The following is a 17,478-nucleotide window of genomic DNA, read 5'->3' as shown; positions in this document are numbered from 1 at the left end:
GGGAGGCTTCCCGTAGGCTCGAAGGATGCTACGGCTGTATGACACGCGACACCGCCGCGTCGAGCCGATCGTCCCCCCGGGCGCCCGGTCGATGCGCGTCTACGGCTGCGGCCCGGTCACCGGGCACACCGTGCACCTGGGCGACCTGCGCACCGCCCTGCTGACCGACCTGGTCAGGCGGGTCGCGGGGCGGCGGGGCGTCCGGGTCGTCGTCTGCCTGGGCTTCTCCGACCTGGGGCACCTTCCCCCTGACGGCTCCGGTCGGTTCGAGGCTTTCAAGGCCGAGACGCTGGCGCTGAACATCCACCCGCCCGAGCACTCCCCCGAGGTCTCGGAGACCGTCGGCCCGATGGTCGAGATGATCGCCAGGCTGATCGAGCGGGGGCACGCCTATCCGACCCCCGAGGGGTTCGTCCTCTTCGACGCCGCCTCCTTCCCCTCCTACGGCGAGCTGTCGGGCAACCGGCCCGAGGAGCTACGGCCCACGGCCGGGGAGGCCGATCCGCCCAAGCGGCACCCCGCCGACTGGGTGCTGTGGCGGCCCGCACGTGACGAACCCGCCTGGCGGGCGCCCTGGGGCAGGGGGGTTCCCGGCCGTCACATCGGGTGCTCGGCCATGGCGATCCACTCCCTCGGTGAGCGGATCGACCTGCACGTGGGCGGGATCGACCTGTGCTTTCCGCACCACGAGAACGAGCGCGCCCAGTCCGACGCGGCCACCGGGCACGAGGTGGTCGCCCACTGGGCGCACTCCGGTCACCTGCTGTTCGAGGGGCGCGAGCCGTACGAGAACCCGGGGGGGATTCCCACGCTCGGGGAGGTGACCGGGGCCGGTCTCGATCCGCTGGCCGTACGGCTGGCGCTGCTCGGCCACCGGTACCGGGGGCGGCTCGACCTCACCTGGGAGACCCTGCGCGTCGCCGACGCCACGCTGCGGCGCTGGCGTTCGCGGGTGGCCGGGTGGGCGGAGTCGCCCAGCCGCGCGATGCCCGAGGGGCCGGTCTCCGCGATCGAGGACGCCCTCGACGACGACCTCGACACGCCCACGGCGCTGCGCTTGCTTCGGGCACTCGAACGCGACGAGGCCGTGGCGCCGGGCGCCAGGTTCGAGACGTTCCTGCACCTCGACCGTTTCCTCGGGCTCGACCTGGCGTCCGGGATCGGCCGCTCGCCGAGCCTGCCGCCGGGGGCGGCCGAGGACGCGGAAGGCCGGTGACCGGGCCGCCGCCGACCGCCCGCGTGCGGAGCCGGCCGGTCTCGGGGTGCTCGTCCGCGACACCCCCGAGGGGCAGGACCGGTCGGTACGGCCCGCCTGAAGCGGTTTGTCGGTGCGGAACGGTAGCGTCCCGATCATGAGTGACAATGGCGTTGTCGTACGGCCCGCGACGGCCGCCGACCTCGACGGGGTCGTGGCGTGCAGCTCGGCCCTCTTCGCCGAGGACGCCGGAAGGCGTGACCCCTCCCTCGACGTGAACTGGCCGAGGGAGCACGGCCCGGCCCACTTCACCGCGGCGCTCGGCGACCCGGCGCGGCTGGTGATGGTCGCCGACGACGGGGGCAGGATCGTCGGCCACATGACCGGTTCGATCTCCGGCCCGACCTCGATGCGGCCGGTCCCGGTCGCGACGCTGGGCAGCATCTACGTGCAGCCCGCCTACCGGGGTCAGAAGATCGGCAGCAGGCTGGTCGCCGAGTTCAGGACGTGGGCGGGCGGCGGTGGCGCGCAGTACGCCGGGGTGACGGCCTACGCGGGCAACGAGGCGGCGATCCGCTTCTACCAGCGCAACGGCTTCGCCACCCGCTCGGTCGTCCTGGAGACCGCCCTCTGACCCCCTGCGATCACCGGTAACCGGCTGTTACCGTCCTCCTGGCGCTTCGGGAGAGCCGAAGCGGCGTCCTGACGTGCGGAGAGCTGCCAAACTTGTTCGAGCACGCCGCCTAGGAGGTGTTTGTGAAGTTCCGGCCATATGCCCGGATGCCCCGACCGCTCAAGTGGCTCGCGCGGGTGGTGACCGCCCTCGTGGTGCTCTCCCTGGCACTGGCCGGAGCGGGGGTGCTGGCCGTACGGGCGTCGTTCCCGCAGGTGTCGGGCGACCTCAAGGTGAAGGGCTTGACCGGAAAAGTCACGATTTATCGCGATAAAACAGGGGTGCCGCACCTCTACGCGGACTCCTCCGAGGACCTGTTCCTCGCCCAGGGCTACGTGCACGCCCAGGACCGCTTCTTCGAGATGGACTTCCGCAGGCACGTGACGGCCGGACGCCTGTCCGAGATGTTCGGCGCCTCGACGCTTCCCGAGGACAAGGCCATCAGGACCATGGGCTGGCGCAGGATCGCCGAGCGCGAGCTGCCGATGCTCTCCGAGCAGACCCGCCGCTACCTCGACGCCTACGCCAGGGGCGTCAACTCCTGGATGGAGCAGCACGAGGGCGCCCTCGGCAGGAGCCTGGAGTACGGCCTGCTCAGGCTCACCAACTCCGGCTACCGGCCAGAGCCGTGGACCCCCGTCGACTCCGTCGCCTGGCTCAAGGCCATGGCCTGGGACCTGCGTTCCAACCTCTCCGACGAGATCGGCAGGGCGCTGGCGGCCAGCAAGCTGCCGCTCGACCGGGTCGAGCAGCTCTGGCCCGGCTACCCCTTCGGCACGCACCGGCCGATCGTCACCAAGGGCTCGGTCACCGACCACGGCTTCGACCAGGGGCAGGAGCCACGCGGCGCCACCCCGCATCCCGAGGCGGCGCTGGCGGGGGCCGCCTCGGCCATCGCCGCGGTGCCGAGCCTGATGGGCGACCCCAAGGGCGGCAACGGCATCGGCTCGAACTCCTGGGTCGTCGGCGGCGCGCACACCGCCTCGGGCAAGCCGCTGCTGGCCAACGACCCCCACCTGTCGGCCGGGATGCCCTCCATCTGGTACCAGGCCGGGCTGCACTGCCGTACCCGAAGCGAGCGGTGTCCCTTCGACGTCACGGGGTTCACCTTCTCCGGGCTGCCCGGCGTGGTCATCGGGCACAACGACCGGATCGCCTGGGGGTTCACCAACCTCGGTCCCGACGTCGCCGACCTCTACCTCGAACGCGTGAAGGACGACTCCTACCTGTTCATGGGCGAGTGGCGCCCGCTCACCACGAGGACCGAGAAGATCGAGGTCGCGGGCGGCGACCCGGTCACGCTCACGGTCCGCGAGACCCTGCACGGGCCGGTCATCTCCGACGTCATGCGCGACGCGAAGGACACGCTGCCCGGGGCGGCCACGGTCTTCAGGGAGCAGGCGGACGCGGTCGCCCTCAAGTGGACCGCGCTCGAACCCGGCAGGACCGCGGACGCGATCTTCGACCTCAACACGGCGCGTGACTGGCAGGGGTTCAGGGCGGCGGCCAGCAAGTTCGAGGTGCCCTCGCAGAACCTGGTCTACGCCGACGTCGACGGCAACATCGGCTACCAGGCGCCGGGGCGCATCCCGGTCAGGACCAGGGGCGACGGCACCTGGCCCGTCCCCGGCTGGACCGGCGAGTACTCCTGGCAGTCGACCATCCCCTTCGAAGACCTGCCCAGCGTCTACAACCCCGCAGAGGGCTACGTCGTGACCGCGAACAACGCGGTCGTCGATCCCGGGCGCTACCCGCACATGCTCACCAAGGACTGGGCGTACGGCTACCGCTCCCAGCGCATCCTGGACCGCCTTGAGGGCGAGATCGCCAAGGGCAAGGTCGACGTCGAGACCATGGGCGCGATCCAGCGGGACACCGACAACGGCTTCGCGCCCTTCCTGGTGCCCAAGCTGACGGCCCTGAAGGTCGCCGGAGACCCGGCCCGCGCCCTGGACCTGCTGCGCTCCTGGGACGGCTCCCAGGGTGTCGACTCGGCCCCGGCCATGTACTTCAACGCCGTCTGGCGGCACCTGCTCATCGAGACCTTCAACGACGACCTGCCGGAGGCGGCGTGGCCGACCGGTGGCGACCGGTGGTTCGAGGTGGTCCGCGTCATGCTCGACCGGCCCGACGACCCGTTCTGGGACGACACGCGGACGCCGCGGAAGGAGACCCGCGACGACATGCTGCGCCGGGCCATGGCGCTCGGCTACGACGAGCTGAGGCAGCGGCTTGGCGAGGACGTCAAGGAGTGGCGCTGGGGCGACCTGCACACGCTCACCCTGACCAACCAGACCTTCGGCTCCTCGGGGATCTCGCTGGTCGAGCGGCTGTTCAACCGGGGGCCGTTCCCGGTGCCGGGCAACGACGACGCGGTCAACGCCGCGGGCTGGGACGTCCAGGAGGGCTACGAGGTCGGCTGGCTGCCCTCGATGCGGATGGTCGTCGACCTGGCCGACCTGGACAGATCGCGATGGGTCAACCTGACGGGCGCCTCGGGACACGCCTTCCACGAGAACTACTGGGACCAGTCCCCCCTGTGGACCACCGGCGAGACGACCCCCATGCTCTCCCGCGAGGAGTCCGTGCGAAAGGCCGCCGTCCACATCCTCAACCTCACGCCCTGACCTCGGCTCACGGCAGGACGCGGGACTCGCCGACGGCCAGGTCCCAGAGGTCGGTGCGGTCGCGGCCTGCCGCTGTCCAGGCGGCGCGGGCCTGTTCCAGTGGGGCCAGCAACGGTTCGCCGGACAGCAGGAAGGTGCCCCAGTGCATGGTCGCCATCCGCCGTGCCCCGACGTCCGCGCACGCCTGTACGGCCTGGGCCGGATCGACGTGGGAGTTCTTCATGAACCAGCGGGGTTCGAAGGCGCCGACCGGCATCAGGGCCAGGTCGATGCCTGTGGGGTAGCGTTCCCCGATCTGGGCGAAGCGCTCGCCGTACGCGCTGTCGCCCGCGAAGTAGACCGACTGGTCCATGGTCCTGACGACCCAGCCACCCCACAGGGTCCTGCAGGTGTCGCCGATCGACCTGCGGCTCCAGTGGTGGGCGGGAACGAAGTCGAAGGACACCTCGCCGATCCTGGCGCTCTCCCACCAGTCGAGTTCGGTGACGTCGGTGAAGCGCCGCCGGGTGAACCACGATCTCAGCCTGGCCGGGACGAAGATCGGGGTGTCCCTGGGCAGCCGCCGTACGGTCGGGGCGTCCAGGTGGTCGTAGTGGTTGTGACTGATCACCACGGCGTCGATCCTCGGCAGGTCCGTCCAGGCGACGCCGGGCGGGGTGAGCCTGGGCCTGACCCCGGGGATCTTCCTGGCCCACACGGGGTCGGTGAGGATCGTCAGGCCGCCCATCTGCAGGACGTAGGTCGCGTGCCCGACCCAGGTGACCACGGTTTCGGTCGCCACCGGCCTTGGCAGCCCGTTCCTGGTCACCGGGATCAGGTCGGCGTCCCCGGTCTCCGGCCGGAACCCGCCGTGCCACATCGCGGCGAGCAGTTCCTGGAAGGCGGGAAGGGGGGAGGTCAGGCGGTCTCTGAAGCTGCGTGGCCACGCCCGTTCCGGTGCGCGCGGCGAGATCTCAGGCTGGATCGTCTGAGACATGGGTGACCCCCTTGGCAACCATCGGTCCGGGCGATGATCCCTATATGAGGGGATTTATTCCCATTAAGGTGACTTCAGCCGAAACCACCAGGGCGATTTACGGGTATAGTTCCCGTCTTCCAGGTTCGCGAGGCGTTCGAAGACGTTCCACGAGGCGGTATCACCGCAGACCAGCACCGAAACCGCCACCGCCACGACGTACAGCGGGAGCATCGGCAGCCCCGCGCAGACCATGTACTGCGAGGCGTGTCTGCCCTCGTGCCTGATGAGGGATTCGGTCAGATCCCCCTCCCCCGACCTGGTCAGCACCACGTTGCCGACCGTGAAGGCCCCCGCGACGGGGAACGGGATCCGGTAGCCGTAGGCGAGGATCAGCCCGTCGGGACCCGCCGTCCTCCTGGCCCCGCCCAGCCGTACCAGCAACAGTCCGAACGGGGTGGACAGGTTGAGGTAGTTGAGCGTGCGTCGTACCCGATGCAAGCGCCGCATACCAGGATTGTGCGCCGTAACCACCCACGCGTCCTAGTGGCGGGTCAGGAGCCAGGAGCCGCCGTGTGAGGTCGGGGTGACCAGGACGGCAGTCAGGGCGGCGACCATGCCCCCGTAGAGGTAGATGTAGCCCGACAGGTCGGCGGCGATGATCACGTCGCCCTCCTGCCTGCCGGAGAGCCACACCATCGTCATCACCAGCCAGCCACTCGCCGCAGCCAGCGCCGCCAGCTTGCCGCCCATCATCCGCCCCGCGCCGTAACAGACGGCGAACAGCGCCAGGACGCAGCCGAAGGCGGAGACCGGGACCGTGGTCGGCCTGAGGTACCACGAGTGCTGGAAGGCGCCGAGAAGGCCCATGACGAGGCCGAGCACGAAGAGCACGGCGTACGCCGCCACGGCGACCGCCCTGCCCGAGGACCGTTCGGCCGTGGGGACCTGCTCCATCACAACCATCGAGGCTAGTCGATCCCGGCGAAGAGATCGTCCTCCAGCTTGTACGGCTCGCCGAGGCCGCCGACCTCGACGGGGGCCGAGGGAGCCGGGGGGCCGAGGACGCCGGAGCGCAGGATGTAGTGCTCGACCGCGAGCACCTCCTGGCCGACGTCGTTCGACAGGGCGTACCACGGCGCCTCGACGCTGATCTGGGTGGCGTGCGCCCGCATCGCCGCGATCTTGGCGTCGAGGTGCGCGCGGGCGTCGATCTCGGTGGTGACGTCCTCGTCGGCGCAGCCGTACGGCAGGTCGTCGACCTGCTCCGGGGAGAAGCGCGTCCCGGACCCGGCGACCGCCTGGGCGCCCCTGCGCATCGTGGACCTGGCGACCGCGGTGACGTAGAACTTGGCGATCCGCCACGGCTCACCCTCGCCGAAGGCCGGGTCGGCGGCCAGTTCGAAGGCCCGTGTCGCGACGCGGTGGGCCTGGATGTGGTCGGGGTGGCCGTAGAAGCCGTTCTCGTCGTAGGTGACGAGGACCTGGGGGCGCACCTCGCGGATGATCCTGACCAGCTCCCCGGCCGCCTCGTCCAGGTCGGCCCGCCAGAAGACGCCGGGGCGGTCGTTGGAGGCCACGCCCATCATGCCGGAGTCGCGCCAGCGGCCCTGACCGCCGAGGAAGCGGTGGTCGGTGACGCCGAGGGCCGCGCAGGCGGCGGCCAGCTCGCCGACGCGGTGCGCGCCGAGGGTGTCGTCGCGGTCGGACGTCAGGTGGGCCAGCTCGGGCGGGATGACCTCGCCCTCGTCGCCCAGGGTGCAGGTCACCAGGGTCACCCCGGCTCCCTCGGCGGCGTACTTCGCCATGGTGGCGCCGGTGCCGATCGTCTCGTCGTCAGGATGGGCGTGCACGAGCAGCAGCCGGCGGTCGTTCATGGTTCGAGGGTAGCCGCCGGGTGTAGAGCGTGACGCGGACCGCCCCGGACCTCCGGGTCGGCCCGGCCCTGACGAACCCCCGTTTCAGCGCGGCCAGCCGGGGGTCGCCGCTCCACTCGGCCGCCAGGACCCGCCGCGAGACCAGCCACACCCGCTCCGCTTCGGAAGTGAAGGGCACCAGCTTCTCGTACGGCCCGCCGTACACCGAGACGAACAGCCAGAAGCGCTCGGGCATGTAGAGCACCGCGTCGCCGGGCCGTTCGGCGGCGCCGAGGTCGGCGGCCAGGGTGCGCAGGTCGTCGGGGCGGTTGGCGGGGCCCCTGACGGTCACCTGGGCGCTCGCGGACAGCACCGCGAGGACGGCCAGGAGCGCCACACCGACCGGCACCCTCCTCGGTGACACCGAGGCCAGGGCCGCTCCGGCGAGCAGCGCCAGGGCGGGCAGCACGAACATCACGTAGCGCGGGTTGTAGACCGGATACACCTGGGAGATCGCGAAGGACAGCGCGACCGGAACGAGGGCCCACGGCACGGCGACCGCCGCGAGCGAAATCGGAAGCGCCCAGGGAGAGGCCGGAACCGTGGTGCGGGAGCCGTACCAGACGCCGAGGAGGGCCAGCAGGCCGAGGAGGGCGAGGAACAGCGGTGGGGTGGCCGAGTCCCGCCAGGAGGCAGGCTCCCCGGAGATCTCCACGCCGAACCGCGCCAGGGCCGTCAGGTCGGGCGTCTTCAGCCAGAAGAGCTGCTCGTCCCGCTGTCCCGAGGCGAGATACACCAGCGGGGCCAGCAGCGCCGCGGCCCCGGCGAGCGAGACAAGCCAGGGCAGGAGCTCCCCGCGTCTGCGGAGCACGACCAGGGCGTGCGCGGGCAGCAGGAGCAGCGCGTAGAGGTGGAACCAGCCCAGGAGGGCGACCAGCAGGCTGTAACCGACATACCGGGAGCGGCGCTCGCCGAGCAGGACCAGGGTGGCGGCCACCGCGACCGCGCTGACCAGGGCGTAGCTGCGCGCCTCCTGGCCGTAGCGGCTGACCATGGGGATCAGCGCGTAGACCAGGCCCGCGTACGTCCCGGTCCACGAGCCGGGGGCCGACAGCCTGCGGCCGAGCGCCGCGATCCCGGCCGTCGCCCCGGCGACCGCGAGCGCGGAGGGCAGCCTGGCCGCGACCTCCCCACCAAGAGCGGCGAAGGGACGCAGCAGCAGGTAGTACAGCGCGTGGACGGTGTCGATGTGGGCGAGCAGTTCCCGCAGTTCGCCGAAGGACATCCTGGCCGCGAGAACGCTGACCGACTCGTCACGCCAGAACGAGGGGACGCCGATTCCCCACATCACGAACGCGAAGGCCAGGGCGGCGGGCGCCCCGGGAGAGCGAACGATTCGCGCGGTAAGCGTCACTTGCCCAAGTTTCTCCCATGATCACGGTCATTTGGACCGGCCGGGGAGATCCCTTTGTGGGGCCGTACTGGCAAGATGACTGGTATGAGTGAGAGTTTTCCTCGTCTGCACGCAAGGACCCGCCGCTTCACCCTCGGCGTTCCCCGTGCCTTCACGGTCGCGCCCGACGGTGCGCGGATTGTCTTCCTGCGGACCAAGGGCGGCTGTGACCCGGTCACCTGTCTGTGGGAGTTCGACGTGGCCAGCGGCGCGGAACGGCTGATCGCCGATCCCCGGGTCATCGCCGCCGACGAGGAGAACCTGCCACCGGAGGAACGGGCGCGCCGCGAGCGCAGCAGGGAGTCGGCGGGCGGCATCGTCGCCTACAGCACCGACGCCGCGGTGACCACGGCCGCCTTCGCGCTCTCCGGCGGGCTGTACGTCGTGGATCTGAGGACCAGGAGCGTGCGCCACCTGCGCACCCCGGGCCCGGTCGTCGATCCCCGGCTCTCCCCGACCGGCGTGCACGTCGGCTACGTGACCGGTGGCGCGTTCCACATCCAGGACCTTGAGGACGAGGTGGACCACACGCTGGCCCGCCCCGAGTCCTCCGAGGTGACCTACGGCCTGGCCGAGTTCATCGCCGCCGAGGAGATGGACCGGATGCGGGGCTACTGGTGGTCCCCGTCCGGCGACGCCGTACTGGTCGAGCGGGCCGACGAGTCGCCCGTCGAGAGGTGGCACATCGCCGACCCGGCCAACCCCGCCAAGCCCGCGACCGAGCAGCGCTACCCCGCGGCGGGCACGCCCAACGCCAAGGTCGAGCTGTTCGTGCTGACCCTGGCCGGGGGCCGCGTCCCGGTTCCCTTCGACGACGAGTACCTCGTCAACGCCACCTGGGACGACCACGGCCTGTCGATCATCACCATGACGCGCGACCAGCGGACCATGCGCCTGTTCGACGTCGATCCCGAGACCGGGACCTCCTCCCTCGTCCGCGAGGACACCGATCCCGCCTGGCTCGACGTCGTCACCGGCGTCCCCGCCCACCTGTCGGACGGCTCCCTGGTCTGGGTGACGAGCCTCGACGGGGGCCGTCGCCTGGTCGTCGGCGACCAGCCCGTCACCCCGGCGTCCCTCCAGGTCCGCGACGTCGTGGGCGTCAACGGTGACACGGTGCTGTTCCGCGCCAGCGGCGAGCCGACCGAGATCGCGCTGTGGGCCTACAAGGATGGGCGCATCACCCTGGTCAGCCCGCAGGACAGCGGCGTCTACAGCGGCCAGACGGCGGGCGGGACCCTCGTGATCACCGGCCAGACGCTCGACGGAGAGGGAGCCGTCACCCGCGTCTCCCACCACGGCCGCCACGTCGGCCACATCACCTCCCACGCCGAGCGCCACGGCCTCGACCTGCGGGTCTCCCTGATCCGCGCGGGCGAGCGCGAGCTGGCCACCGCGGTGATCTTCCCGTCAGGACACGTGCCCGGCTCGGCGAAGCTGCCGGTCCTCATGGACCCGTACGGCGGGCCGCACGCCCAGCGTGTCCTCGCCGCCTCCGGCGCCTACCTGACCAGCCAGTGGTTCGCCGACCAGGGCTTCGCGGTCGTGGTCGCCGACGGCCGTGGGACCCCGGGACGCGGCCCCGAGTTCGAGCGGGCGATCCTGCACGACCTGGCGACCCCGGTCCTCGACGACCAGGTGGACGCCCTGCACGGCGCGGCGGCGCGCTTCCCCGACGACCTCGACCTGTCCAGGGTCGGCATCAGGGGCTGGTCGTTCGGCGGCTATCTCGCGGCGCTGGCCGTACTGCGGCGGCCCGACGTCTTCCACGCGGCCGTCGCCGGTGCTCCGGTGACCGACTGGCGGCTCTACGACACCTGCTACACCGAGCGCTATCTCGGCCAGCCCTCGGAGGGGCACTACGACGCCTCGTCGCTGTTCGCGGACGCGGAGAAACTGGAGCGCCCGCTCCTGCTGATCCACGGCCTGGCCGACGACAACGTGGTGGCGGCCCACACGCTGCGCCTGTCGTCCGCCCTGCTGGCCGCGGGGCGCCCGCACAGCGTGCTGCCGCTGTCCGGCGTGACCCACATGACCCCGCAGGAGGTCGTGGCCGAGAACCTCCTGCTGCTCCAGGTGGACTTCCTCAACAAGGCCCTGTCCTGACAGGGGGCGGCCGCCGTACCCCTCCATGAGGTACGGCGGCCGCCTTGTCACGCTTCAGGCCCGGACGGTCACTTGAACCGCTGCCACTTGCCCGCCGAGCGCTTGATGCCGTTGCGGCTGTTGCTCGCGCCGGGTCCGACGCCCGCGCTGCGGCCCCCGGGGGCGGCGTCGTCGGCGCTGGCCTCGGGGTCGTAGGTGTTGCCGCCGTTGGGGCCGCTGGCGCCGCCCTCCTTGCCACCGCCCCTGCCGCCGACCTTGCCGCCACTGCGGCCACCGGTCGTCTCACGGTCGGTCCGGTCCTGCTGCACGGCCCTGTCCCGCTTGGTGGGCCGCCTGGTCTTGGTGGCGCCGGGTGAGGGCGTCACCGCGGGGACCGGGTCCACGGCGACGGTGTGACCGGTGGGAACCGCGGCCTCTGCCGGTCCTCCACAGGCCATGAAGGCGGGAACGACGAGAGCCGCTCCCGCCAGGAACCTGCCCAGCGTCGAGCTCGTGACGGATGCGATTGATTCAGGTGACACGGGGACACCCCTTCCTGTGACTACTCGCACTCGACCGACTACTGTCGGTGACGATCACTGTAGCCACGCGGGGTCGTCTCCCCCGGGAGATGCACCCGTCCTTTCCCCACCGGTCAGGATGGTTTTCCCTCACCCCGCCCTTGGCGTGTCGGTCCCCACCGGCCTTCCGTGCCAGCTGCTCCACAGCGCGGCGTAGGAACCGCCCGCCGCGACCAGCTCGTCGTGGGAGCCGAGTTCGCTGATCCGCCCGTCCTCGACCACCGCGACCCGGTCGGCGTCGTGCGCCGTGTAGAGGCGGTGGGCGATGGCGATCACCGTGCGCCCGTCGAGCACCGCGGCCAGCGAACGCTCAAGAGAGCGGGCCGCCCTGGGGTCGATCAGCGAGGTCGCCTCGTCCAGGACCAGGGTGTGCGGGTCGGCCAGCACCAGGCGGGCCAGGGCGAGCTGCTGGGCCTGCGCGGGCGGGACGGCTTCGCCGCCGGAGCCGACCATCGTGTCCAGCCCCTCGGGCAGGCCGACGGTCCACTCCCAGGCGTCGACCGCCTCAAGGGCCGCCCTGACCTGGTCGTCGTCGGCGTCGGGCCGGGCGATCAGCACGTTGTCCCGCAGCGTGCCACGGAAGACGTGGTGCTCCTGGGTCACCAGCGCGACGTGGCCGCGCAGGTCGTCGAGCGGAAGCTCGACCAGCGAGGCGCCGCCGACCGTGACCGAGCCGGTGCGCGGCCCGTGGACGCCCGCGAGCAGACGGCCGAGCGTGGACTTGCCCGCCCCCGAGGGGCCGACCATGGCCAGCCGCTCCCCCGGCCTGACCACCAGATCGACGCCGTGCAGCACGTCGTGGCCCTCGCGGTAGGCGTAGCGGACGTCGGCGGCCCGCAGTTCCTCCCCCTCCGGCGTGTCCGAACCCTCGGCCCGGTCGTCGGGCACCTCGGCGACGCCCAGCAGCCTGGCCATGGAGGCGCCGCCCACCTGGAGTTCGTCGATCCACGACATCAGCCGGTCGAGCGGGTCGGCGAGCTGCTGCATGTACAGCGTGGCGGCCGTCACCTGGGCGATCGTGACCCACCCCTGCATGTAGAAGACGCCCCCGGCCAGCAGCGTCGTCACGATCGGGAGCACGTAGCCGAACTCGACGGCGGGGAACCACACCATGCGCAGCCCGAGGGTGTAGCGCTCGGCCGCCCACGACCTGGCGATGTCGGTGTCCGTACGGCGCCGCCTACGGTCCTGCAGTCCCAGGGCCTCGACGGTACGGGCGCCACCGACGGTCTCGGCCAGACCCTCGGTCATGTCCGCGTAGGCGGCGTTCTCCCGCAGGTAGCCGTCCCGCGCCCGCCTGAGATACCACCGCGTCGAGATCCACAGCAGCGGCACGACCACCAGGGCGGGCAGCACGAGCAGCGGCCCGGTCAGCACCAGCGCCCCCGCGGTGATCGCGAAGGCCACCAGGGCGATCACGGTCTCCGGGACGGCGTGCCGTACGCTGCGGGAAAGGGTGTCCACGTCCCGCGAGGTGCGGGTGATCAGGTCGCCGGACCCGGCGCGTTCGACCGTGGACAGCGGCAGGGCGAGGACCCGGCCGACGAACTCCTCGCGCAGCTCGGCCAGGACCTTCTCGCCCAGCCGCGAGGAGACGTAGACCGCGAACCTGACCAGCACCCCCTGCGCGGCGAGGAAGCCCGCGATGGCCAGCGCGACCATGGTGACGTCGGTCCGGGTGCCGTTCCTGATGTCCTGGACGAGGTCGCCGAGTATCCACGGCACGACCAGGCCCGCGGCCGCGGCCAGGCTGTGCAGCCCGAGGGCCGCGGACAGCGTGCCGGGATACTTCAGGGTGAGCCTGCGGGCGTAAGCCCGGACCTGTGCCCGGTCGGCGACCGGGAGGATCTGCGCGCTCACGCGGCCTCCTCTCCCGGGTTCCCGCGTCCGACGCCTGCCGGTTCCGGGGGTCGCACGGGCTCCTCCTCTCCCCTGGTGACGACGGCCCGGTAGGCCGCGTTCTCGGTCAGCAGTTCTCTGTGGGTGCCCTGGGCGCGGGCGACGCCGTCCTCCACGTAGACGACGTGGTCGGCGTGGTCGAGCACCAGCGGGCTCGTGGTGCAGACGAGCGTGGTCCTGCCCGTCCTCGCCTCCGCCAGCCGTACGGCGATGCGCGCCTCGCTGTGCGCGTCGACCGCGCTGGTCGGTTCGACGAGGACGAGCACCTCGGGATCGGCGGCCAGCGCCCTGGCCAGGCGCAGCCGCTGGCGCTGGCCGCCGGAGAACTCCCGTCCCGCCTCGGCGACGGCCGCGTCGAGACCGTCGGGCAGCGCCTCGACGACGTCCTCGGCGCACGCGGCGCGCAGGGCACGCGCGAGGGCCTCCTCGGAGGCGGCCCCGGTCACGTCGAGTTCGTCCCTGAGGGACCCGGCGAACAGCCCCGCCTCGTTGTCGGCGACCAGGATCCGGCGGCGGACCTCGTCGAGGGGCAGGCTGTCCAGCGGCACGTCGCCGAAGTCCACGTCGCCGTCGGTGTAGCGGCCGAGCCGGTCGGCGATGGCGGCGCTCTCCTCGGGGACGGCGGAGACGACGGCGGTCAGGACGCCGGGCCGTACGGCGACACCGGAGGCGACGTCACGCAGCAGGCCGCCCTGCGAGGTCCCGGTGCCACCGGTGACCTCGGGCCGCAGGTTGAGGATGCGCACCACCCTGCGGGCGGCCACGTGGCCCTTGGTCAGCTTGTCGGCGGCCTCGGTGAGCGTGCGCAGGGGGGAGATCAGGAAGGCGGCGTAGCCGTAGAAGGCCACGAGCTGGCCCACGGTGATCTCCCCGCTGAGCGCGGCCCTGGCGCCGAGCCAGGTCACTCCCGCGATCAGCAGGCCGGGCAGCAGGACCTGGGCGCCCTCAAGGGTCGCCTCGACGGCCGCGACCCGCACGCCCGCGTGCCGTACCTTCTGGGACTCCTCCGCGTAGCGCTCGGCGAAGATCTGCTCGCCGCCGACGCCGCGCAGCACGCGCAGGCCCGCGACGATGTCGGCGGCCCTCGTCGAGAGCTCCCCCTGCAGGTCGCGGTGGGCGTGCTGGCGCCGGTGCAGCGGCCTGAGCAGGGGGCCGACCGCGACGGCCATGACCGGCACACCGATGAGCACGGTCAGGCCGAGCGCGGGCGAGGTGCCGATGAGGATGACGGTGACCGTGACGATGGCGACGATCGCCCCCGTGCCGCGCAGCAGGATGTCCATCGCGTTGCCGATGTGGGCGATGTCGGAGTTGCCGACGCTGACCACCTCGCCGGTCGAGACCCGCTTGGGCAGGGTCGCCCCCAGCCTGGTCGCCTGCCTGACGGTCACCTGGACCGTGCGGTAGGCGGCCGACAGCCAGTTGAAGACGGCCATCCGGTGGCGCATGGTGCTCGTCACCGCCTGCGCGGCCCCCAGGCCGAACACGACAGCCGACCAGATGAGCAGGCCGCGCATGTCCTTGTTCCAGACGGCGTCCACGCTACGGCCGACGGCGGCGGGGACCAGGGCCATCGCGGTCCACCACAGGATGGCGTAACCGATGCCGACGAGCAGGGAACCGGCCTGGGATCGGGCCGTCCAGAGGAGGTATCGGAAGGGACTTCGGGCATCGGGAACGCCGGGATCGGCGACAGGCAGGGAACGCATAGCCCTACCAGGCTGGCAAAGTCCCCGATCACCCGGCAAACCGTTTTCTCCCCGTGAGACCGGTCGCGTCAATTTAGGTTGACATCCTCATGGCGTCAACTTACATTGACATACATGAGCGACACGGCACAGTTGGCCTCGGACGCGGGCAGCCGCGACCCGGCCGTCGGCCTGCGGGCCGTACGGGCGCTGCGGATCCTCGTGGACCGGCTTGAGGCCCTCCAGGTCGAGAACGCCAGGGAACAGGGCTGGTCCTGGCAGGAGATCGCCTACTGCCTTGAGGTCACGAGGCAGGCGGTCCACAAGAAGTACGCCGGTGGCCGCGGGCTGCTGAGACGGGAGAAGTAGCGATGTTCGAACGGTTCCACCAGGAAAGCCGCCAGGCGGTCTCCCTCGCCCAGGAGAACGCCAGACGGCTCCGTCACGACCACTGCGGGACCGAGCACCTCCTGCTCGGCCTCCTCGACCAGCGCTCCTGCCTGGTCTCCCGGGTGCTGGGCAGACACGGCCTCGACTACGAACGCGCCTACCAGGCTGTCGTACGGCTCACGCCAGGCAGACGCGCCCCCGCGCTCGACGCCGAGGCCCTTGAGTCGATCGGCATCGACCTGTCGGCCATCAGGGAGCGGGTCGAGGCCGCCTTCGGCCCCGGCTCCCTCGACCGCGACCCCGTCACGACCAGGAACGGACGCCGCAGCGGACGGCACATCCCCTTCTCCCCCGGGGCCAAGAAGGCCCTGGAACTGTCCCTGCGCGAGACCCTGGCCCTCAAGCAGAAGGGCATCCGCGACGGCCACCTCCTGCTCGGCATCCTCCGCGAGGGCCGCGGCCTGGCCTCCCGCGTCATCGCCGACGCGGGCATCGACGCGGGCTCCCTGCGCGGAGAGATCACGGTGGAGCTCAGTTCGGGAGGACCTTGATGTTGCCGGAGCCCGTGGACATCACGACCTTGTGGGAGGAGTTGGGGTCCTGGGGGACGGAGACCGTTCTGTCGCCCGAGCCCGCCTTGGCCGTCACGTCGTACGGGCCCTGGGGAAGGTGGATCGTCACGTCGCCGGAGCCGCCGCGCATCTCGACCTGGTCGGGGACCGCGGTGTATCCCAGCTCGGCGTTGCCCGAACCGACCTCGGTGAAGACCTTCTTGCCCGACAGGCCCTTGCCGGTGATGTCGCCGGACCCCGTGGTGACGGTGATGTCACCGGTCAGGGAGGTGAGGGTGATGTTCCCCGACCCCGCCTCCAGATCGACCGGCATTCCCTTGGGGATCTCGATCCTGTAGTCGACGCCGCAGCTGTCCATGCTCGACGGACAGTTGTAGCTCACGAACAGGGTCTCCCCGTCGACCTTGCGCGTGGTCTCGGGCTTCTCGTCGTTCCACCGGGCCACCTCGACGACCTGGACGGTGCTTCCACTGCCCTCGGTGACCGAGATGTCGCCCGACTCGCCCCTGACGTTCAGCTTGGTGACCTTCTCCTTGACCTGGTGGGTCGCGGTCTCATGGTGAGCTGCGGGGCCGAGATTTCCCAGCCCACACCCCGTCAGGAGCACCGAGACGGCCAACAGGCCCCCTGCCGCCACGATTCTTTTCACCCGGTGATCCTCCCAACGGCCCCGGGGAGCGCGCATCCGGGATGCCCCTGAACGGAAAGCCGGGGAAACCCTGAAAGGCCCGGACACCGGTCCGGGCCTTTCAGGAACGGGTCCTACCGGGAGGCCTTGAGGAAGTCGTGGTTCATCCTGGCGATGGTGTCCAGCGGGATGCCCTTGGGGCAGACCGCCGTGCACTCGCCGGTGTTGGTGCAGCCACCGAAGCCCTCGGCGTCCATCTGCTCGACCATGGCCCTGGCGCGGGAGTCGCGCTCGGGCTGGCCCTGCGGCAGCAGACCCAGGTGGGTGATCTTGGCGGCGGTGAACAGCGAGGCCGAGCCGTTCGGGCAGGCCGCGACACAGGCGCCGCAGCCGATGCAGGTCGCCGCGTCGAACGCCGCGTCGGCGTCGTCCTTCTTCACCGGGACGCTGTGCGCGTCGGGGGCCGACCCGGCGGGCACGGAGACGAAACCGCCTGCCTGGATGATCCGGTCGAACGCCGAGCGGTCCACGACCAGGTCCTTGACCACCGGGAACGGCGCCGCGCGCCACGGCTCGATGGTGATGACCGCGTTGTCCGCGAAATGCCGCATGTGCAGCTGACAGGTGGTGGTCGCCACCTGCTCGCCGTGCGCGACGCCGTTGATGACCATGCCGCACATGCCGCAGATGCCCTCGCGACAGTCGTGGTCGAAGGCGATCGGGTCGTCGCCCTCCAGGATGAGACCCTCGTTGAGCACGTCGAGCATCTCCAGGAAGGACATGTCAGGAGAGACGTCCTCGACCCGGTAGGTGACCATCCGCCCCTCGTCCTGGGGGCCCTTCTGGCGCCAGACCTTGAGGGTCAGGTTCATACCC

The 17,478-nt window shown here is 71.3% G+C and carries 16 protein-coding genes; 6 read left to right on the top strand and 10 right to left on the bottom strand.

Features of this window, described 5'->3' with window-relative positions; all coding sequences use genetic code 11:
- Positions 1–25: 25 nt before the first annotated feature.
- The 3 genes from FHS44_RS25080 to FHS44_RS25070 all read left to right on the top strand — a co-directional run bounded on the left by FHS44_RS25080 (position 26) and on the right by FHS44_RS25070 (position 4,495).
- Positions 26–1,216, top strand: coding sequence for a cysteine--tRNA ligase (locus tag FHS44_RS25080; RefSeq protein WP_184718746.1), 1,191 nt, complete (start codon positions 26–28; stop codon positions 1,214–1,216).
- A gap of 136 nt (positions 1,217–1,352) precedes the next feature.
- Entirely contained in the window at positions 1,353–1,829 is a 477-nt protein-coding gene (locus FHS44_RS25075; protein WP_184718744.1) for a GNAT family N-acetyltransferase, read from the top strand.
- Between the two features lie 146 nt (positions 1,830–1,975).
- Positions 1,976–4,495: a penicillin acylase family protein gene (locus FHS44_RS25070; protein ID WP_184718742.1), complete on the top strand. Its 2,520-nt coding sequence runs from the start codon at positions 1,976–1,978 to the stop codon at positions 4,493–4,495.
- A gap of 7 nt (positions 4,496–4,502) precedes the next feature.
- Here FHS44_RS25070 and FHS44_RS25065 read toward each other — a convergent pair whose 3' ends face one another.
- The 5 genes from FHS44_RS25065 to FHS44_RS25045 all read right to left on the bottom strand — a co-directional run bounded on the left by FHS44_RS25065 (position 4,503) and on the right by FHS44_RS25045 (position 8,720).
- Positions 4,503–5,471 (bottom strand): MBL fold metallo-hydrolase, encoded by a 969-nt coding sequence (locus FHS44_RS25065; RefSeq protein WP_184718740.1) that lies wholly within the window; start codon positions 5,469–5,471, stop codon positions 4,503–4,505.
- 63 nt (positions 5,472–5,534) lie between these two features.
- Complete coding sequence (locus tag FHS44_RS25060) at positions 5,535–5,960, bottom strand: hypothetical protein (protein WP_184718738.1); 426 nt, start codon at positions 5,958–5,960, stop codon at positions 5,535–5,537.
- Positions 5,961–5,993: 33 nt separating this feature from the next.
- Positions 5,994–6,416, bottom strand: a complete 423-nt coding sequence (locus FHS44_RS25055; RefSeq protein WP_184718736.1) for a DUF6113 family protein — start codon at positions 6,414–6,416, stop codon at positions 5,994–5,996.
- 5 nt (positions 6,417–6,421) lie between these two features.
- Positions 6,422–7,327: an N-acetyl-1-D-myo-inositol-2-amino-2-deoxy-alpha-D-glucopyranoside deacetylase gene (gene mshB / locus FHS44_RS25050; RefSeq protein ID WP_184718734.1), complete on the bottom strand. Its 906-nt coding sequence runs from the start codon at positions 7,325–7,327 to the stop codon at positions 6,422–6,424.
- Complete coding sequence (locus FHS44_RS25045) at positions 7,287–8,720, bottom strand: glycosyltransferase family protein (RefSeq protein WP_184718732.1); 1,434 nt, start codon at positions 8,718–8,720, stop codon at positions 7,287–7,289. The genes mshB and FHS44_RS25045 overlap by 41 nt, the downstream gene beginning before the upstream one ends.
- An 84-nt stretch (positions 8,721–8,804) precedes the next feature.
- Between FHS44_RS25045 and FHS44_RS25040 the strand changes: the two genes are divergently transcribed.
- Complete coding sequence (locus tag FHS44_RS25040) at positions 8,805–10,865, top strand: S9 family peptidase (protein WP_184718730.1); 2,061 nt, start codon at positions 8,805–8,807, stop codon at positions 10,863–10,865.
- Between the two features lie 68 nt (positions 10,866–10,933).
- Here the strand turns inward: FHS44_RS25040 and FHS44_RS25035 are convergent, their stop codons facing one another.
- The 3 genes from FHS44_RS25035 to FHS44_RS25025 form a co-directional block, all read right to left on the bottom strand.
- Positions 10,934–11,386 (bottom strand): hypothetical protein, encoded by a 453-nt coding sequence (locus FHS44_RS25035; RefSeq protein WP_184718729.1) that lies wholly within the window; start codon positions 11,384–11,386, stop codon positions 10,934–10,936.
- A 129-nt stretch (positions 11,387–11,515) separates the two neighbouring features.
- Positions 11,516–13,285, bottom strand: a complete 1,770-nt coding sequence (locus tag FHS44_RS25030; RefSeq protein ID WP_184718727.1) for an ABC transporter ATP-binding protein — start codon at positions 13,283–13,285, stop codon at positions 11,516–11,518.
- The gene (locus FHS44_RS25025; protein ID WP_184718725.1) at positions 13,282–15,033 is read right to left on the bottom strand and encodes an ABC transporter transmembrane domain-containing protein; all 1,752 of its coding nucleotides are present in this window, start codon (positions 15,031–15,033) and stop codon (positions 13,282–13,284) included. Before FHS44_RS25025 ends, FHS44_RS25030 begins: the two co-directional genes overlap by 4 nt.
- A gap of 114 nt (positions 15,034–15,147) precedes the next feature.
- Between FHS44_RS25025 and FHS44_RS25020 the strand changes: the two genes are divergently transcribed.
- Complete coding sequence (locus FHS44_RS25020; RefSeq protein WP_184718723.1) at positions 15,148–15,381, top strand: RNA polymerase subunit sigma-70; 234 nt, start codon at positions 15,148–15,150, stop codon at positions 15,379–15,381.
- A 2-nt stretch (positions 15,382–15,383) separates the two neighbouring features.
- Positions 15,384–15,953: a Clp protease N-terminal domain-containing protein gene (locus FHS44_RS25015; protein ID WP_184718721.1), complete on the top strand. Its 570-nt coding sequence runs from the start codon at positions 15,384–15,386 to the stop codon at positions 15,951–15,953.
- Here the strand turns inward: FHS44_RS25015 and FHS44_RS25010 are convergent.
- Complete coding sequence (locus tag FHS44_RS25010; RefSeq protein WP_184718719.1) at positions 15,934–16,623, bottom strand: DUF4097 family beta strand repeat-containing protein; 690 nt, start codon at positions 16,621–16,623, stop codon at positions 15,934–15,936. The genes FHS44_RS25015 and FHS44_RS25010 overlap by 20 nt on opposite strands.
- A gap of 113 nt (positions 16,624–16,736) precedes the next feature.
- On the bottom strand, positions 16,737–17,474 hold the full coding sequence (locus FHS44_RS25005; protein ID WP_184718967.1) for a succinate dehydrogenase/fumarate reductase iron-sulfur subunit: 738 nt from the start codon (positions 17,472–17,474) through the stop codon (positions 16,737–16,739).
- Positions 17,475–17,478 lie beyond the last annotated feature (4 nt).

This window comes from Streptosporangium saharense (assembly GCF_014203715.1).
Lineage (GTDB): Bacteria > Actinomycetota > Actinomycetes > Streptosporangiales > Streptosporangiaceae > Streptosporangium > Streptosporangium saharense.
The sequence above is the reverse complement of the archived record's forward strand: the minus strand, read 5'-3'. Positions and strand labels throughout refer to the sequence as shown.